Source organism: Nocardia sp. KT25-26, assembly GCF_056627695.1.
Genome location: NZ_CM152813.1, coordinates 2,885,107 through 2,902,075 on the forward strand (window position 1 = coordinate 2,885,107; position 16,969 = coordinate 2,902,075).

Sequence of the window (16,969 nt, forward strand, 5' to 3'; positions counted from 1 at the left end):
TTATCGTATATCGTATGGTTCACACCCCGCGGCGCCGACGCCGCGCGTCAGAAAGGAACACGACATGCCGGGCCTGTACTTCGAGGAATTCGAGCCGGGGATGGTCATCGATCACCCGACCCGCCGCACGGTCACCGAGGCCGACAACACCCTGTTCAGCGTGATGACGCTGAACCTGGCGCCCCTGCACCTGGATGCCGAGTACAGCAAGAACTCCATCTACGGTCAGCGCCTGGTGAACAGCCTGTTCATCCTCGGCCTGATCTCCGGAGTCAGTGTTCCGGAGACCACCCAGGGCACCACCCTCGGAAACCTCGGCTTCGAGCAGATCAAGTTCCCGAAACCGGTCTTCCACGGAGACACCATCCATGTCCGCACCGAGATCGTGACCAAGCGGGAATCCAAGAGCCGCAACGACTCGGGAATCGTCACCTTCCGTCACCTGGGTCTGAACCAGCGGGACGAGATCATCTGCGACGCGGTGCGGGTCGGCCTGATGCTCAAGCGGCCGGCCGAACAGGCCTGAATGGCGACCAACGAAGGAGGACACGTCATGGTGGACGTGGATCCGGACAGCACGGCCTGGAATCCCGGTGCGGCCGTACGCGAACGCAGTCGGCTGCTGGCCGCACTACGCGGCTGGGGATTCGGCGACGATGCCGCCGCCGTGGCCGATTTCCAGCGCCGATCGGCCGCCGACCCCGAATGGTTCTGGCGGGCCGCGGTCGACGACCTGGGTGTCGAATTCGCGGCACCGTTCGAGCAGGTGCTCGACGAGTCCGCGGGTAAACCCTTTCCGCGCTGGTTCCCCGGCGGCCGGCTCAATGTCGCGGCACTGGCGGTGCAGCGGCACGCCATCGGCCCGTCGGCCGAGCGGACCGCGGTGGTGTACGAGGGCGACAGTGGACAGCGCCGCACCCTGACCTTCGCCGAACTCGACACCGAAGTGCGTCGCTTCGCTGCCAACCTGACCCGTCTCGGGGTACGGCGCGGTGACCGCGTGGTGCTGTTCATGCCGGTGGTACCCGAAGCCGCCGTGGCTTTTCTCGCGATCGCCATGATCGGTGCGGTCTCGGTGCCGACATTCAGCGGCTATGCCCCCGAGGCGCTGGCCACCCGGCTGCAGGACTCCGAAGCGGTGCTGCTGGTGACCGCCGACGGCACCACCCGGCGCGGAAACCGCGTGGACATGAAGGAGACCGCCGACGCCGCACTGGCCATGTCGCCGTCGGTGCGTTCGGTCGTCGTGGTCCGCCACCTGGGTATCGAGGTACCCATGCAGGCAGACCGGGACATCTACTTCGACGAACTCGACCGTGACCCGGCCCCGGTCGAGACCGCCGACACCGAAGCGAACGACCCGCTCACCATCGTCTACACCTCCGGCACCACCGGCCGGCCGAAGGGAATCGTGCACTCGCACGCCGGTTTCGCCGTCAAGACCGCGGTCGACTTCGGGTACGGCTTCGATGTGCACACCGGCGACGTGGTCTCCTGGATCACCGACCTCGGCTGGCTGGTCGGGCCGATGCTGATGACCGGGCCACTGCAGCTGGGCGCGACCATCGTGATGATCGAGGGCCTGCCGGTCCACCCTGCCCCGAACCGGATGTGGGAGGTCATCGAACGCAACGGTGTCACCGTCGCGGGTATCGCACCCACTGCGGCCCGGGCGATCAAAGCCGGTGGCGAACCCGCACCGCCCATGCCGACACTGCGGGAGTTCGTCTCCACCGGTGAGGCCTGGGACGAACCCACTTGGTGGTGGCTGTTCGAGCAGGTCGGTGGCCGCAGCCGCCCGATCGTCAACTACAGCGGCGGCACCGAGGTCGGCGGCGGCATCCTGATCGGGTACCCGTTTCTGCCCGCCGCCGCAGCCGCGTTCAACGGCCCGCTGCCGGGTGTCGACGCGGCCGTTCTCGACGACGCCGGCACCTCGGTCACCGGCGCGATCGGGGAACTCGCCGTCCGCAACACCTTCCCCGGCATGACCCACGCCTTCTGGCAGGACCGTGACCGTTACCTCGAAACCTACTGGGACCGGTGGGACGGGGTGTGGGTGCACGGCGACCTGGCCAGCGTCGACGAGCACGGCATGTGGCGCATCCACGGCCGTTCCGACGACACGCTGAAGCTGTCCGGACGCCGGGTCGGGCCCGCCGAGATCGAAGCGGCCTTGCTGCGTGACTCCCGGATCGCCGAGGTCGCGGTGATCGGTGTCCCCGACGAGCGGCGGGGCCAGCGAGCTGTCGCCTTCGCGGTGCTGCGTGCCGGCGGCGCGGCACCCGACGATCTGCAATCGGTCGCGACCGATCATGCGGGCCGATCGTTTGCGCCGACGGTGTATGTAGTCGACACGTTGCCCAAGACCAAGAACGGCAAGATCATGCGCCGGGCCATCCGGTCCCGGTTCCTCGGAGCGGCTGCCGGCGATATGTCCGCGCTCGATCCGGCCACCCCACTCGAAGACATTCCCGTAGGAGAACTGCCATGACCGCAGCCCCCGACACCGATACCGAGAGCAACGTCGAGATCGTTCGCCAGGCCACCCGCGAGCTGGCTCGCAAGTTCGACAACGACTACTGGCTCGACAAGGACCGCAAGCACGAATACCCCTGGGAATTCGTGAAAGCCTTCGCCGCCGGCGGCTGGCTGGGCGCCATGATCCCCGAGGAGTACGGCGGCATCGGCCTCGGCCTCGAGGAGGCCGCCGTGATGATGGGGGAGATCTCCGCCTCCGGTGGTGGGATGAGCGGTGGTTCGGCGGTCCACTTCTACGTGTTCCCGCCCGCGCCGATCGTGAAATACGGGTCGGAGGCGATGAAGCAGGAGTACCTGCCGAAGCTAGCTTCCGGCGACCTGCTGATGGCCTTCGGTGTCACCGAACCCACCGCCGGCGTGGACACCTCGCGGATCAAGACCAAAGCCACCAAGGTCGACGGTGGCTGGGTGATCAACGGGCAGAAGGTGTTCATCACCAATGCCCAGAACGCCCACAAGATTCTGCTGCTGGCGCGTACCTCGCCGCGCCGCGAGGACAAGCCGCTGTGGGGGATGTCGCTGTTCCTCGCGGATATGGATCGAACCAAGATCACCGTCCGTGAGATCGACAAGCTCGGCCGGGCCGCCATCGACACCAACGAACTGTTCATCGACAACCTGGAAGTCGCCGACGATCGCCTGGTCGGTGAAGTCGACAAGGGCTTCTACTACCTGCTGGACGGGCTGAACCCGGAACGCATCGTCGTGGGCATGGAAGGGATCGGCCTGGGGCGCGCGGCCCTGGAGATCGGTGCCGAATATGCCAAGAACCGGGTTGTTTTCGACCGGCCGATCGGACAGAACCAGGCTGTTGCGCATCCGCTCGCCGACTCCTGGATCCGTCTGGAAGCGGCCGAGGGCATGGTGATGCGGGCCGCGAAACTGTTCGATGCGGGAAAGCCGTGCGGGCCGGAAGCGGCCGCGGCGAAATACCTCGGCGCCGAAGCCGGATTCGAGGCCTGCGACCGCGCATTCTCCACCCTCGGTGGGTATGCGTATGCCAAGGAGTACCACATCGAGCGGCTCTGGCGGGAGGTGCGGCTGCTGCGCAACGCGCCGTTCTCGCAGGAGATGGTGCGCAACTACATCTCCCAGCAGGTCCTCGGCCTACCTCGGTCCTACTGAGAACAGGAGAGTGGCGATGGTGACGGGACCCCTGGCCGGAATTCGGGTGGTGGTGCTGGCGGGTATGGGCCCGGTGCCGTACGTGTCGATGCTGCTGGCCGATATGGGCGCCGACGTGGTGCGGGTGGTGCGTCCGGCGCACCGGTCCGCGCGAGCGCTGAGCCAAACCGCAGGACTCGCAGAGGAGACCGATGTCGTCAACCGCGGCGTCGGCTCGGTCGCGCTGGATCTGAAGGATCCGGACGGACGGGAAGCTGTACTGAGGCTGGTCGATTCGGCCGATGTGTTCATCGAGGGCTACCGGCCGGGCGTCACCGAACGCCTCGGTCTGGGCCCCGACGATCTCCGCGACCGAAACGCGCGCCTGGTCTATGTCCGGCTCACCGGATACGGCCAGACCGGGCCGCGGTCCCAGGACGCCGGTCACGACATCAACTACGTGGCCCAGTCCGGCGCCTTGCACGCCCTCGCCCGAGCCGGGGATGCGCCACGCCCGCCGATCAACCTGCTGGGTGACTACGCGGGCGGCGGCGCCATGAGCGCGTTCGGAATCGCCTGCGCGCTGGTCGACGCTGCGCGGACCGGCCGGGGCCAGGTGATCGACGCCGCCATGGTCGACGGGGTCGCCGTCCTCACCGCGAAACTGCAGGGACTGCGGGCAGCGGGGCTGTACTCGGACGAACCGGGCACCAACTTCCTCGACTCGGGGGCACCGTTCTACGACACCTACCGGTGCCGAGACGGACGGTATCTCGCCGTCGGGGCCCTGGAACCGGACTTCTACCGCGAGTTCGTGGACCGGCTCAACGTCGACACCTCCGGATGGCCCGGTCAGGACGATCGTGACGAGTGGCCACGGCTGCGCGAACTGATCGCGGCGGCACTGGCCCGGCGCACCCGGGACGAATGGGCACAGGTGTACCGCGGAACCGACGCCTGCGTGACTCCCGTGCTCACCTTCGACGAGGCGGCCGGCGACCCGCACAACGCCGAACGTGGCCTGTACCGGCGAGTCGGCGACGCCCTGCAGCCCGCCCCGGCACCCAGGTTCGGCCGCACCCCGGCCAGGGAACCGTCGGTGCCGCCGGTCGGGACGCAGGAAGTCGCCGAGGTGGTGGCGCGGTGGTCGGCGGCCGATGCCGTCGCCGCAGGCGCCGAATCAGGATCCCCGGCAGGGTGATTCCGGCAGTGCCCGCACAGGTCGAGCATTCATCCAGGTAGAACGAGAGGAACATCGTGTCCGCTTATGCAGACTTCCCGTCACTGACGATCGACCGGCCCGCCGAGGGCGTGCTGCGGATCGTGCTGGAGGCGCCGAATCTCAATTCGGTGGGCCCCGAGATGCATCGCGAACTGGCCGACATCTGGCCGGTGATCGCCCTGGACGATTCGGTGCGTGCCGTGCTGGTGCGCGGTGCAGGGGAGCGGGCCTTCTCCGCAGGCGGCAGTTTCGACCTGGTCGAAGACATGATCGGCGACTACCGGGCGCGCACCCGGGTGATGCGGGAGGCCCGCGATCTGGTGCGCAACATCATCGAGGTGCCCCAGCCGATCATCTCCGCGATCAACGGGCCGGCGGTGGGTGCCGGACTGGTCGTGGCCATGCTGGCGGATATCTCCGTCGCCGGCCGCAAGGCCAAGATCGTCGACGGCCACGTCCGCCTCGGTGTCGCAGCCGGGGACCACGCCGCGATCTGCTGGCCGCTGCTGGCCGGAATGGCGAAAGCCAAATACCACCTGCTCACCAACGAGGTACTGACCGGCGAGGAAGCCGAACGCATCGGCATGGTGTCGCTGTGTGTCGACGACGATCAGGTACAGGACCGGGCGATGGCCCTCGCCGAGCGGCTCGCTGCCGGTTCCCGGACCGGCATCCAGCACACCAAGATGGCGCTCAACGGCTGGTACCGGCAGGCGATGCCGATCTTCGACGCCTCGCTGGGGCTGGAGTTCTACGGCTTCGGCGGACCCGACGTCGTCGAGGGCGTCGGTTCGCACCGGGAGAAGCGGGAGCCGAAGTTCTCATGAGCGCACCACATACCGGCGAACCGCCGGTTCACGCCGGATCGGCGGACCCGGGAGGATCGGCCAGGGCCACAGGGGCGTCGGGCAGCAGCGAAACCTTCCGGGATGCCCCAGCTTCGGTGACTTCCGGCGCCTCGGGTGCCGCCGAGCGCCCGAGGATGCCTGCCGGCCCGTTGGCCGGGATCACCGTCGTCGGTTTGGAACAGGCGATCGCTGCACCGCTGTGCACCCGGCACCTCGCCGATCTCGGCGCCCGGGTGATCAAGGTGGAACAACCCGGCTACGGGGATTCGACCCGGCACTACGACACCGTGGTCGGTGGTCTGTCCGCGCATTTCACCTGGCTCAATCACGGCAAGGAATCGGCCGCCCTCGACCTCAAGGACCCCGGCGATCAGGCGGTGCTGCACGGCATCCTCGCGGCCGCCGATGTCCTGGTGAGCAATCTGGCGCCGGGCGCCCTGGACCGGCTCGGTTTGAGCGTCGGCGAACTGGCCGAACGGTTTCCGCAGCTGATCATCGTCGACATCTCCGGGTACGGCCGGGGTGGCCCCCTCGATCACAAACGTGCCTACGACCTGCTGATCCAGGCCGAAGCCGGGTCGTGCAGCATTACCGGCGCCCCGGGGCACCCGGCCAAACCCGGAATCCCGGTCGCCGACATCGGGACCGCGCTCTATTCGTATTCCGCGGTCCTGGCGGCACTCTACGACCGCGAGCGCACGGGTCGCGGGGCCGTCGTTCCCGTCGCCATGCTCGATGTGGTGTCGGAGATGATGGGCTTCGCTCTCAACCAGGTGCTGCATGCGGGCACCGAACCGGTACCGGTCGGCATGGGCTCACCGATGATCGCCCCGTACGGCGCCTATCCGACCTCGGACGGGCAGACCGCGGTGCTCGGCACCACCAGCGACCGGGAATGGCGCCGACTGAGCGAACTGATGGGCCGCCCGGAACTGGCTGTCGATCCGCGGTACACCCACAACGACGACCGGGTCGCCCGGCGCGACGAACTGGACGATCTCGTGGCGCAGTGGTGTGCGCAGCGCACTCTGGCCGAGATCCAGGACGCCGCTGATACCGCCGGGATCGGCAATGCCCGGCTCAACGGGGTCCGTGACCTGGCCGAGCATCCGCAGTTGCGGGAGCGGGATCGTTGGCGCGAGATCGGCACCCCCGCAGGCCCGGTCGCCGCTCTCCGGCCTCCGGGCATCGCCAGGGACTGGGCGATCCGCAACGGTGCGGTGCCGGCGCTGGGCGCCGACACGGCCGCCATCCGAGCGGAATTCGGGTGAGAGGAATCGGCCATGGCACCGCCCGCCAGTCTCAAGACCGCCGCCGCGCAGGAGATCCGGCGCCGGATCTTTTCCGGGGAACTGCGTCCCGGTGACAAGATCGACCAGGATGCCATCGCGGAATACCTGGGCACCAGCAAAGTGCCCGTGCGTGAGGCGCTGATCTCCTTGGATATCGAAGGGGTGGTGGATCTGCCGCCGCGTCGGGGCGCCTTCGTGGCCACCATGACCCCGGACGACGTCCGTGACCACTATTGGATCCTGGGCGTGGTTTCCGGTCTGGCCGCGGCCCGGGCTGCCTTGGCGATCTCGGACGCCACCCTGGACCGCACCGAAGCGCACTTCCTGCGCGGCGCCAATCACGCTGTCAGCCGGTGGAACTCGAAGTTGAGCAACTCCCGCTCCGAGCTGATCGGCGACTCCTCCATCCGCACCAGCAGCCGATCCAGCTGGTAGCCGGTCCACGGCGCCGGTCCGGCCACCGCTCGGGCACCCACCTCGCACGTATGATATTTTATTTTTTATACCGAGATCAAGAAAGGGGTGCGGTCCGATATGAGCCTCACGACCGACGAGCAGCAGATGGTGGATCTGGTGTCGGAATTCGTGGACGAGCGGGTGAAATCCCGGGTCCGCGACTTCGAGGAAGACGACATCTACCCCGAGGCGTTCATCGAGGAGATGAAGACGCTCGGCTTCTTCGGCCTGCTCGCCCCGGCCGAATGCGGCGGTGTCGACGTCAGCACCGCCTGCTTCGCCCGAGTCACCGAGGAACTGGCGCGCGGCTGGATGAGCCTGGCCGGGGCCATCGGCGGCCACTCGGTGATCACCTACCTGATCCGCACCTTCGGCACCGACGAGCAGAAGGCGAAGTACCTGCCGAAGATGGCGGAGGGCTCGATCCGCGCCACCATGGCGCTCACCGAACCCGGCGGCGGCAGCGACCTGCAGGCCATGCGCACCACCGCGGTGCGCGACGGCGACCAGTGGTCGATCACCGGGTCGAAGACGTGGATCTCCAACGCCGCGCACTCGGGCCTGATCGGGCTGCTGTGTATCACCGACCGCGAGGCGCAGCCGGCGCACAAGGGCATGAGCGTGATCCTGGTGGAACCCGGTGATGGGCTGGAGATCTCGAAGAAGCTCTCCAAGCTCGGCTACCGTGGCGTCGAGGCGTGCGAATTGGTGTTCGACGGCCGCCGCGTCGGTGAGGACGCGATTCTCGGGGGAGTCCCGAACAAGGGCTGGTCGCACATGATGCGCGGGCTGGAAGTCGGTCGCATCCAGGTCGCCTCGCGGGCCCTCGGCGTCGGCCAGGCGGCCCTGGACGCCGCGGTCCGGTACGCCCAGGAGCGGCAGTCGTTCGGCAAGCCCATCTGGAAGCACCAGTCGATCGGCAACCTACTCGCCGATATGGCCACCAAACAGCGCGCCGCCCGACTGCTGACCCTCGACGCCGCGCAGAAGCTGGATGCGGGGGAGCGGGCCGATATGGAGGCCGGCATGGCCAAGCTCTACGCCTCCGAGACCGCCATGCAGATCGCCCTCGACGCGATCCGGGTGCACGGCGGCTACGGCTATTCCAAGGAGTACGACGTGGAGCGTTACTTCCGCGACGCCCCGCTGATGATCGTCGGCGAAGGCACCAACGAGATCCAGCGCAATGTCATCGCCGCCCAGTTGATCGCCCGTAACGCGATCTGATCCGGTTGCCATACAGAACGGAAACTGCTGTGACCGAAACGCTCCGCCGAGCCGCCCTCGTCGCCCCGACCCGCACCCCGGTAGGGGCCTTCGGCGGCAGTTTGCGCACCGTCCCCGTCGAGGACCTGGGCGCCACCGTCGTCGACGCCGTGGTGCAGCGGTCGGGCATCGACCCCGAACGCATCGACGACGTGGTGTTCGCCCAGTCCTACGCCAACTCCGAAGTCCCGTGTGTCGGCCGCTGGCTGGCGCTGCATGCCGGGCTGCCGCTGTCGGTGCCCGGCATGCAACTCGACCGCCGCTGCGGCGGCGGCCTGCAAGCGTTGACCACCGCGGCCATGATGGTGCAGACCGGTGCCGCTGATGCAGTCCTGGCCGGCGGCGTCGAATCGATGAGCCGTATCGAGTACTACTCGACCGCCACCCGCTGGGGCGCCCGCGCCGGCACCGTGCAACTGTTCGACCGTCTCGACCGGGGCCGCGAACGATCCCAGCCGGAAGCCCGGTTCGGCAAGATCTCGGGGATGATCGAAACGGCCGAGAATCTCGCAGCCGACTATCACCTGACCCGCGACGAAGCAGACTTCTATGCGGCGCGCAGCCACCAGCGAGCAGCCGCCGCGTGGAACGCGGGCCGCTTCGCCGACGAGGTGGTGCCCGTCTCGGTCCCGCAGCGCAAGGGTGACCCGGTGGAATTCACCACCGACGAAGGCGTGCGCCTCGATGCGACTCAGGAATCGCTCGCGAAACTGCGCACGCTCGCCCCCGGCGGCACCGTGACCGCAGGCAACGCCAGCCAGCAGAACGACGCCGCCGCCGGGATGCTCGTCGTCGCCGAAGACCGCCTCGAAGAACTGGGTCTGGAACCGATCGGCTACCTCACCGGCTGGGCGGCCGCCGGTTGCGATCCCGCCCGGATGGGCATCGGCCCGGTACCCGCCGTCGCCAAGCTGGCCGAGCGGCGCGGCACCGACACCGTCGCCCTGCTCGATTCCCTCGACCTGGTGGAACTGAATGAGGCGTTCGCCGTTCAGGTCCTCGCCGTTCTGGAAGGCTGGGGCTGGCGCGACCACGACCGTCTCAACGTCAACGGCTCCGGTATCTCCCTCGGCCACCCCATCGGCGCCACCGGCGTCCGCATGGTCACCACGCTGCTGCACGAGCTGCGTCGCCGCGGCGGTGGCCGAGGCCTTGCCACCATGTGCATCGGTGGCGGTCAGGGGCTCGCCGCCACCTTCGAGACCGCCTGAGAACCAGGCACAGCCGATCGGCCGGGGCCGAGGTCGTCGAACAGACGCCCCGGCACCCGGCCGATCGTTCGTGTTCGTGCTGGTACGCGCACACTCGGACCCAGGGCGACCACCGGACCCACGTGGCGCATGCCCACCGAAGAACCACGACACCCCGGCGTGGTCCCGCCGCGCCCGACATCGACAGGAGTACCGATGACCGACATGATGCGTGCGCTGGTCGGCGGCCTCGGCCCGAACTGGGTGCTCGAACAGCGGCCGATCCCGCAGCCGGCGGCGGGGCAGGTCCTGATCCGGATCCGGGCCGCGGCCACCAACAACGCCGATCTGCCGATGCTCGCCGCAGCCGACCCCACCCACGGCGGCCATGGCAAACCCTTCGTCGCCGGATTCGAATACGCCGGGGAGGTCGTCGCGCTCGGCGACGGGGTGGCAGGCCGGCAGGTCGGTGATCAGGTGATGGGGTCGATCCCGGCCTCGTTCGCGGACTACGCCGTCGCCGACCACCGATTCGTCCTGCCGCGCCCCGACGGTCTGGACGCGGCGGTGGCGTGCGCCTTGCCGACCGGACTGCTCACCGAACACGGAGCGCTCACCAGCGCCGGGTTCACCGCAGGCCGGAGCGTACTCATCACCGGCGCCTCGACGGGTATCGGCCTCATCGGCACCCAGCTGGCCAAGGCGCTGGGCGCCGCCCAAATCATCGGCACCACCCGCAGCAACAGCAAACGGGACCTGCTGGCCGATGCCGGTGTCGACACCGTGATCGTCACCGACGAGCAGAACCTCACCCAAGCGACCCTTGCCGCCACCGGCGGCCGGGGCGTGGACATCGTCCTCGACCACGTCGGCGGATCGACCTTCGCGCAATGCCTGCCCGCGACGAAGGAAGACGGCCACGTCGTCAATATCGGCCGGCTCGCCGGACCTGCCTCGACCATCGACCTGGATTCCCTCTCCTACCGCCACCTGACCGTCCACGGGGTGTCGTTCGGCTTCACCCGGGATCAGGAGATGACCGACGTGATCGCCGGGCTTCTACCCGAGGTGATCCCCGCCGTGGCCCGAGGGCAGATCAGGCCGGTCATCGACCGGACCGTCGACATCACCGTGTCCCAGCAGGCGATCGACCGGCTTCGCTCCGGCGACGCCGTCGGGAAAGTCGTCCTGATGCTCTCCGATCAGTGACACCCCTGGCGCCGTCGAGGGCGACACGACTTCCGGCGCGCCCCGGCCGACTGGATCCCGGCGTAATCTGCACGCGCAACACCTCGGGCACCCGGGGGTTCGCCAGGTTGGGTACTGCCGAGGAGGCATGATGTCCGTCCACGACCCGCGAGGTCTTCAGCGCGCGGTCTCGCCGCTGGAGCTCTTCTTCGATCTGGTGTTCGTTCTGGCGATCGGCCAGCTCACCCATCACCTGGTCGCGCATCTGGACTGGCGTGGTGCCGCCGAGGTGGTGGTGCTGCTCGTCGCGGTCTGTGGCGTCTGGGTGTTCACGACCTTCGAGGTCACGCTGCTCGATATCGAACGCAGTACCACCCGGGTGGTGACGATCGTCGTGATGGGCCTGGGCCTGTTCATGAACGCCGGTATCGCGCATGCGTTCGACGACAGCCCGTGGCTGTTCGTCGTGCCGATGGTGCTGGCGCTGATCGGACCGGGCGCCTATGCGGCGGCGACTGCCCGCACCCCGGAGTTGCGGCGCCACTTCGGCCATGTACTGATCTGGTTCGCCGCCTCCACTCCGTTCTGGGTCGCCGGTGCCGCGGTGGACCCCGAGCAGCGGCTCTGGTGGTGGGCGATCGGCGCGGCGATCGATCTCGTGGGCACCTTGACGGCGCATCCGGTGCCGGGCGGCCGGATCCGCACCCGCCACTTACCCTTCGACGCCGAGCACATGCTCGAGCGGATGCGGTTGTTCCTGATCATCCTGCTCGGCGAGACTGTGCTGAGTCTCGGCCGGGTGATCAGCGAACACCATTCCGATCCACTCACCCTGGTCCTGGCCGCCGGGTGCTTCGTTGCTCTCGTCTGCCTCTGGGTGGTCTATTTCGGCCGTGCCGAACAATTGGTGGCCGATCATCTCGCGGCCACCGAGGATCCGATCCGATCCATGCACATCGGCATCAACGTGATCTACGGAGTCGTCGCCGGACTGATAATGTTCGCCGCGGGCGGGGAGATCCTCCTGGAGGACGCCCAGGCGGAGCGATCGGGGATCGCCGGGGTGCTGCTGCTGGCCGGGCCCGCACTGTACCTGCTTTCGCACGCCCTCTATTTCGGCATCGCCACCGGCGCAGGCTGGCAGACCCGCGCCGTCGGCGTGGTCTGCTTGGCGGTCGGCGCGGCTGTGGCCGCATGGTTACCGGCCTCCGTCGTGGTAGCCCTGCTCGTCGTCATCCTGCTTGCCCTGGCCGCACAGCTTTCCCGAACACCTCGAAGTGCTCCGGCCGGGACCTGACTCCTGCACGATCGCCTCGCTACCCGGAGCGCACATGCCGAGCATTGCATAGATAAAGCAACATATATAATCCCTTTGTGAAGCAACTGCCGAGCTACGCCAGACCACTGATCAACACCACCGCAATGGCGACGCTCGGAACCACACCGCCTTTTCTGCTCAGCGTGCAAGCGGTGCCGATCCGGGCCGAACTGGACTTCGGTGCGGCCGAGTTCGGCCTCTTGATCAGCGGATTCTTTGCCGCAGCGGCACTGGTCGCCATGCTGAGCGGGCCGCTGTTCGACCGGATGGCACCTCGCACCGCCACCGCGGCGTCCGGTGGCCTCGCCGTGCTCGGCAGCCTCGGCGTCGCCGCGCTGGCAACCGACTACGCACTCCTGGTCGCCGGGGCGATCGTGCTGGGCAGCGCACACGCGGCAACCCAGATGACGGCGAACACCTCCGTCAACGGTGTCATCCCGGGCGGCCGGCAGGGTGTCGCCTTCGCGATCAAACAGGCTTCGGGGCCGCTCGGCCTACTGCTGGCATCGCTGGGCGCCTCGCTGATCGGCGCGCCCTTCGGCTGGCGCTGGACCTTCGTCGTCACCGCCGGTCTCGCCGCCGTAGCGACGGCCCTCACTGTGCGGAACACGCCGACGGCGCGCCCTTCTAGGCGGCATCGCACCACCGGCCGCCGGAGACCACCCCTACCGCCGCTGTTGACCGCCGTGGCAGGGATATTCCTGGCCTGTATCGCGGCCACCGCCATGAGCGCCTTCGTCGCCACCTGGGGGATCGAAGTGGGCCTGAGCGGGGCGCAGGCGGCCTACGCACTCGCGGTCGGCAGCGTGCTGTCCGTCGTCACCAGGCTGGTGGGCGGCATCCTCGCGGACCGGCGGGCCCGCGCTCATCTGCCTGCCGCCGCGATGCAGATGCTCGTCGGCGCGGCCGGACTGGCGTTGCTGGCCGTGCCCAGCCCCGCGACCTACTGGCCGGCGATCCTGATCGCGTTCACCATCGGCTGGGCCTGGCCCGGAATCTTCATCATGGCGCTGATGCGGCTCTCGGAAGACACCCCGGGCACCGTCTCCGGCTTCATCCAGGGCGGAATGTTCCTGGGCGGTGCGCTCGGCCCGGCCGTCTTCGGCTTCGCGGTCAGCGCGGCCGGCTTCTCGGCTGCCTGGCTCGCCGCGGCCTGCCTGCTGGTAGCGGGTGCCGCCCTGCTGGTCCTATCGCGGCGAATGTTCCTGCGCGATATGCGCCGCCGGGGAGTGCTGCCGCCGGTGCCAGCGGCAGCGGAGACGTAGCCGATGCCGTGGCGTGCCGTATCCTCCGTTGCTTTCACCAGGCGAGTAATTTGTACGGATTGATGTTGTCGATCTTGCCGCAGCCAACACAGCCACCAGATGACATGCCGACGCTGTGACGCACTGGTGGCATGGCCGCCGATCACCGACCACTGCCGGGGTGCTGCCCGATAGATAGATGTAGCTACGGCCGCCACGCGCAGCGGGAGCGTGGCGGCCGGGCAAGTGCGACGGTGTCGCAAAGCCAGCCTAGCCCTGTCGTTCGGCGCCCCGCGGCCACACGACATCGACCGGTACCCCGGATTCGCGGGCCAGTTCGACGACTGTTCCGGTGCCACCGCGTTGGCTGACCTGGCCGTCCCACACGGCGATCAGCCGGTCGGCTTCCTGGACCAAGACCGCGTTGGCGGCCTCGTAGGCTTCCCGGCCTGCGGTGTCGTGCGGCATCTCCCGCACCGTCACGGCCTTGCCGAGCAGGCGATCGAACTGCTCGATGTGGTCCGGCTTCACCTTCGCGTCCCGGTAGCCGCGGCAGGGAAGCACTACTTCGAGCTGCCCGCCGGTCGAGAGAACTGCTTCCGCGAACACGCTGTCGGCGCCACGAGCGATGCAGGACACCCCGACCAGGTCCGGCATGCCTGCCAGCATCCGATCCAGCTCCGCTCGCACCAGCGTGGCGGTGTCGGGGGTGATGTCCATGTGTCCGGTGACGCTGATCCTCATGCGCCCATCATGCCGACGGCAACGCCACCGGTTCCAGCAGGTCCCGCAGTTCGGCCGCTGCGTGCGAGTCACCGCATTCTCCGGCGCAGGTCCATACTTCGGTGACCTTCGCACGTACCCGGTCGGACTTCGTCTGCCCTACCGCTTCCAACGCCAGCACACCCAGGCGGTGCGCCTCCTCGTGTTCGCCCTGGATCAGGCGAGCCTCCGCCGTGCCCAGCCGGTCCAGCGCCGACGACCGCCACCGGTTGGGTGCTCGGGTTGCGATGGCCCGATCAATCGCCTCCGCCGCCTCCTCGGCATATACGGGTTGTTGGCGCGCCAACTCCAGCAGCCGACCGCCGATTGTGCCGTCGAGCTCTGCGGCATCGAAGTAGTGCAGCCAGTACGGGTCTTCGCCGCGGTCCGCGCGGGCGAACTCGGTGCGGGCCTTGTCGGCCGCGCGCCGGAATGCTGATGGACGGCCGAGCGCCGCATACGACCACGCTTCCCGGATTCGGAGCAGCGCCCGCATGGTCGGCGTGACCTGGTCGGCGAAGTGGTCTTGCGCGACCCGCACCAACTCCAGAGCATCCGCGGCCCGTGCGTGCCGGTAGGCGGATCGTTCCTGCACCGACCCAGGCATATCGAGGGTCAGCATCTGCCGTGCCATGCCGGCCATCGCGTTGGCGCACAGTGCCGGCTCGGCAGCCTCGTGCCCCGAGCGGACTGCGAGCATGTAGTAGCCCTGCGCGGTGTGCTGGTCTCCGGAATCCCATGACATGGTGGCCGCGGTTTCCGACAGCAACGACAGCACCCGATGCAGCCGCACCCGCACCGCCGTGCTGGAGGCGCTCCGGATCAGGTCGTTCACTTCGTCGAGCTGACCCACAACCGCCTTACGTCGTAGCCCGCCGCCGAACGTGTCGTCCCATTCGCGGAACAGTCGTGCAGCGTGTTCGAGCTGGTCGATATCGGGCATCGAGGGCTCCACCGTTCGCGGCTCGGTGCCGGATGTTCGGCCGAGCCACCTTTCCAAGGGTTCGAGCAAGCCCACGCCGACGACCACCCCGAGTAGGGTGGTCGATGCGGTCCGGCGATCCACCATCAGGTCCTTTCGCGCCATGTCGTGTGCGATGGACGCGGCGTCAGCGGTCCAGATCGGTGGATCGGTGTCGGCCACGGTGTCCAGGGCCACCACCGGCGCGCGAAGCCGCTCCCATCGAGCCTGCTGCCCGGGGGTGGCGGCTTCCAGCATCGACTGCATGAGCCCGCCGAAGAACTCCGGAAGCGTGACGGTGTCCTTGCGGCGAGCCCACTTCTTGACCGTGCTCAATCCGACACCGGCACGGGCTGCGAACCGCGATTGCGATAGCCCGAGAGCGTGCCGGAGCGCGGTCGCGTCAGCCCCTGTCCACACGTCAGTCATACCCCTCACCTACCCGTTGGTGGGCCCCTGAGTAACCCGGCGTAGACCGAGCGTAGACCACCGTGCACCGTCGTGACCTGTTGTTGACCAGCAGGTTCGCGTGAAGTTGAGGACAGACCCGGCGCCGGGATGTTTCCTCATTGGCCTCGGCGCCAGGGTCCTTTCAATCCTGACCACGCAGGGGACACGCATGCAGACGACACCGGCCCGCCTGATGGCGGCACTTCGCGAGGCTGAGACCGCGCTCACCACGCGGCAGATATCCGCCTGGACACGACTGGAACCCGGCACCGTGTACGAGAACGCGACGGCGCTGGTGCGGGACGGCCTGGTGGAACTGGTGGGCTCGCGGTGGCGCATGTCGCGGCGTGGCCGTACCTGGGCGGCCAGCCGGGCGGGCCGGGCCGCGCTCGATCTACCGGCGGTGTGGGCACCGAGGGAGCCAGCCGCGTGACCCGGCCGACCGCCATGGGGTGGATCAGTCACGAGTGCAGCCGGGCCCCCGAGTGGGACCGCGCCCAGGTGCGGCGGCTGGCCGGGCGTCTCGGCTATCGGCTGGTGTGTCGTGCGACCTGTCCGTCCTTCCGATCGCGGACCAGGCCCGCAACGCCGACGTGGATGCCGTGATCCTGCCGGCACCGGACCACATCAGTGTCATCGAGCTGAACAACGTGATGGGCGTCGCGGATGTGGAGACCGTGTTACCGCGATTGTCGTTCGCACGCTGGGGATTGGCGGCGGCGCGATGACGTGGGGGACGGTCGCCGGACTCGCAGCCGCAACAGGGCTACCCCTGTTGGTGCTGGCGTGTGCGATCTGGTGGCCGCGACGAGATGGCTTGATCGACACGGACGACGAGAGGAGGTGAGACAAGTGCAGGAGGTCCTGACCAGCGGCCAGGACGGTAACTCGGGCGAGAATCAGGCGGATATCCGCAACAGCGACACCGTGGCGGACCGCAAGGCTCAGTCCATATACCGCGTGGCAGCCGAGATGCCGTCGCCGCCTAGGCGCTTCCGGTGGCCGGGCCCGCCTTCGACCACGCCGCCTATAGGAGCCGGACCGTGGTCGAATGGGCCTTCAACAAGGCCAAACACTGGCGCGGGGTCGCCAGTCGCTACGACAAGCGCGCCCTCACCAACCGCGCT

16 protein-coding genes are annotated in these 16,969 nt (G+C 68.3%); 14 read left to right on the forward strand and 2 right to left on the reverse strand.

The window, feature by feature from the left end; translation table 11 throughout:
- The first annotated feature begins 64 nt into the window (after positions 1 to 64).
- The 12 genes from AC1HFH_RS13080 to AC1HFH_RS13135 all read left to right on the forward strand — a co-directional run bounded on the left by AC1HFH_RS13080 (position 65) and on the right by AC1HFH_RS13135 (position 13,690).
- Positions 65 to 526, forward strand: coding sequence for a MaoC family dehydratase (locus AC1HFH_RS13080; protein WP_480243031.1), 462 nt, complete (start codon positions 65 to 67; stop codon positions 524 to 526).
- Positions 527 to 553: 27 nt separating this feature from the next.
- Positions 554 to 2,494: an AMP-binding protein gene (locus AC1HFH_RS13085; protein WP_480243032.1), complete on the forward strand. Its 1,941-nt coding sequence runs from the start codon at positions 554 to 556 to the stop codon at positions 2,492 to 2,494.
- The gene (locus AC1HFH_RS13090; protein WP_480243033.1) at positions 2,491 to 3,666 is read left to right on the forward strand and encodes an acyl-CoA dehydrogenase family protein; all 1,176 of its coding nucleotides are present in this window, start codon (positions 2,491 to 2,493) and stop codon (positions 3,664 to 3,666) included. Before AC1HFH_RS13085 ends, AC1HFH_RS13090 begins: the two co-directional genes overlap by 4 nt.
- A 19-nt stretch (positions 3,667 to 3,685) precedes the next feature.
- Positions 3,686 to 4,846, forward strand: a complete 1,161-nt coding sequence (locus tag AC1HFH_RS13095; protein ID WP_480247842.1) for a CaiB/BaiF CoA transferase family protein — start codon at positions 3,686 to 3,688, stop codon at positions 4,844 to 4,846.
- Between the two features lie 56 nt (positions 4,847 to 4,902).
- Positions 4,903 to 5,694 (forward strand): enoyl-CoA hydratase/isomerase family protein, encoded by a 792-nt coding sequence (locus AC1HFH_RS13100; RefSeq protein WP_480243034.1) that lies wholly within the window; start codon positions 4,903 to 4,905, stop codon positions 5,692 to 5,694.
- Between the two features lie 155 nt (positions 5,695 to 5,849).
- Positions 5,850 to 6,986 (forward strand): CaiB/BaiF CoA transferase family protein, encoded by a 1,137-nt coding sequence (locus AC1HFH_RS13105; protein ID WP_480243035.1) that lies wholly within the window; start codon positions 5,850 to 5,852, stop codon positions 6,984 to 6,986.
- 12 nt (positions 6,987 to 6,998) lie between these two features.
- Complete coding sequence (locus AC1HFH_RS13110; RefSeq protein ID WP_480243036.1) at positions 6,999 to 7,442, forward strand: GntR family transcriptional regulator; 444 nt, start codon at positions 6,999 to 7,001, stop codon at positions 7,440 to 7,442.
- 99 nt (positions 7,443 to 7,541) lie between these two features.
- Complete coding sequence (locus AC1HFH_RS13115) at positions 7,542 to 8,690, forward strand: acyl-CoA dehydrogenase family protein (RefSeq protein WP_480243037.1); 1,149 nt, start codon at positions 7,542 to 7,544, stop codon at positions 8,688 to 8,690.
- Positions 8,691 to 8,719: 29 nt separating this feature from the next.
- A complete protein-coding gene (locus tag AC1HFH_RS13120; RefSeq protein ID WP_480243038.1) occupies positions 8,720 to 9,940 on the forward strand; it encodes an acetyl-CoA C-acetyltransferase in 1,221 nt (406 codons plus the stop codon).
- A gap of 195 nt (positions 9,941 to 10,135) precedes the next feature.
- Positions 10,136 to 11,128, forward strand: coding sequence for a quinone oxidoreductase family protein (locus AC1HFH_RS13125; protein WP_480243039.1), 993 nt, complete (start codon positions 10,136 to 10,138; stop codon positions 11,126 to 11,128).
- 130 nt (positions 11,129 to 11,258) lie between these two features.
- Positions 11,259 to 12,404, forward strand: coding sequence for a low temperature requirement protein A (locus tag AC1HFH_RS13130; RefSeq protein WP_480243040.1), 1,146 nt, complete (start codon positions 11,259 to 11,261; stop codon positions 12,402 to 12,404).
- A gap of 77 nt (positions 12,405 to 12,481) precedes the next feature.
- Positions 12,482 to 13,690 carry an MFS transporter gene (locus tag AC1HFH_RS13135; RefSeq protein ID WP_480243041.1) on the forward strand — a complete coding sequence of 403 codons (1,209 nt, stop codon included), beginning with the start codon at positions 12,482 to 12,484 and terminating at the stop codon, positions 13,688 to 13,690.
- Between the two features lie 249 nt (positions 13,691 to 13,939).
- Here AC1HFH_RS13135 and AC1HFH_RS13140 read toward each other — a convergent pair whose 3' ends face one another.
- Complete coding sequence (locus tag AC1HFH_RS13140) at positions 13,940 to 14,413, reverse strand: hypothetical protein (RefSeq protein ID WP_480243042.1); 474 nt, start codon at positions 14,411 to 14,413, stop codon at positions 13,940 to 13,942.
- 7 nt (positions 14,414 to 14,420) lie between these two features.
- Positions 14,421 to 15,728, reverse strand: a complete 1,308-nt coding sequence (locus AC1HFH_RS13145; RefSeq protein WP_480243043.1) for an NsdA family TPR-like regulatory protein — start codon at positions 15,726 to 15,728, stop codon at positions 14,421 to 14,423.
- A gap of 283 nt (positions 15,729 to 16,011) precedes the next feature.
- On the opposite strand from AC1HFH_RS13145, the gene AC1HFH_RS13150 reads away from it, so the two are divergent.
- Together AC1HFH_RS13150 and AC1HFH_RS13155 are read left to right on the forward strand one after the other, a co-directional pair.
- Positions 16,012 to 16,275: a hypothetical protein gene (locus tag AC1HFH_RS13150; protein WP_480243044.1), complete on the forward strand. Its 264-nt coding sequence runs from the start codon at positions 16,012 to 16,014 to the stop codon at positions 16,273 to 16,275.
- A gap of 106 nt (positions 16,276 to 16,381) precedes the next feature.
- Complete coding sequence (locus AC1HFH_RS13155; protein WP_480243045.1) at positions 16,382 to 16,570, forward strand: hypothetical protein; 189 nt, start codon at positions 16,382 to 16,384, stop codon at positions 16,568 to 16,570.
- The last annotated feature ends 399 nt before the right edge of the window (positions 16,571 to 16,969 follow it).

What these genes read in the sequence shown, in the direction of transcription:
- AC1HFH_RS13080 (WP_480243031.1), top strand. Translation starts at nt 65, where the DNA reads ATGCCGGGCCTGTACTTCGAGGAATTCGAGCCGGGGATGGTCATCGAT.
- AC1HFH_RS13085 (WP_480243032.1), top strand. Translation starts at nt 554, where the DNA reads ATGGTGGACGTGGATCCGGACAGCACGGCCTGGAATCCCGGTGCGGCC.
- AC1HFH_RS13090 (WP_480243033.1), top strand. Translation starts at nt 2,491, where the DNA reads ATGACCGCAGCCCCCGACACCGATACCGAGAGCAACGTCGAGATCGTT.
- AC1HFH_RS13105 (WP_480243035.1), top strand. Translation starts at nt 5,850, where the DNA reads ATGCCTGCCGGCCCGTTGGCCGGGATCACCGTCGTCGGTTTGGAACAG.
- AC1HFH_RS13110 (WP_480243036.1), top strand. Translation starts at nt 6,999, where the DNA reads ATGGCACCGCCCGCCAGTCTCAAGACCGCCGCCGCGCAGGAGATCCGG.
- AC1HFH_RS13115 (WP_480243037.1), top strand. Translation starts at nt 7,542, where the DNA reads ATGAGCCTCACGACCGACGAGCAGCAGATGGTGGATCTGGTGTCGGAA.
- AC1HFH_RS13125 (WP_480243039.1), top strand. Translation starts at nt 10,136, where the DNA reads ATGACCGACATGATGCGTGCGCTGGTCGGCGGCCTCGGCCCGAACTGG.
- AC1HFH_RS13130 (WP_480243040.1), top strand. Translation starts at nt 11,259, where the DNA reads ATGTCCGTCCACGACCCGCGAGGTCTTCAGCGCGCGGTCTCGCCGCTG.
- AC1HFH_RS13140 (WP_480243042.1), bottom strand. Translation starts at nt 14,413, where the DNA reads ATGAGGATCAGCGTCACCGGACACATGGACATCACCCCCGACACCGCC.
- AC1HFH_RS13150 (WP_480243044.1), top strand. Translation starts at nt 16,012, where the DNA reads ATGCAGACGACACCGGCCCGCCTGATGGCGGCACTTCGCGAGGCTGAG.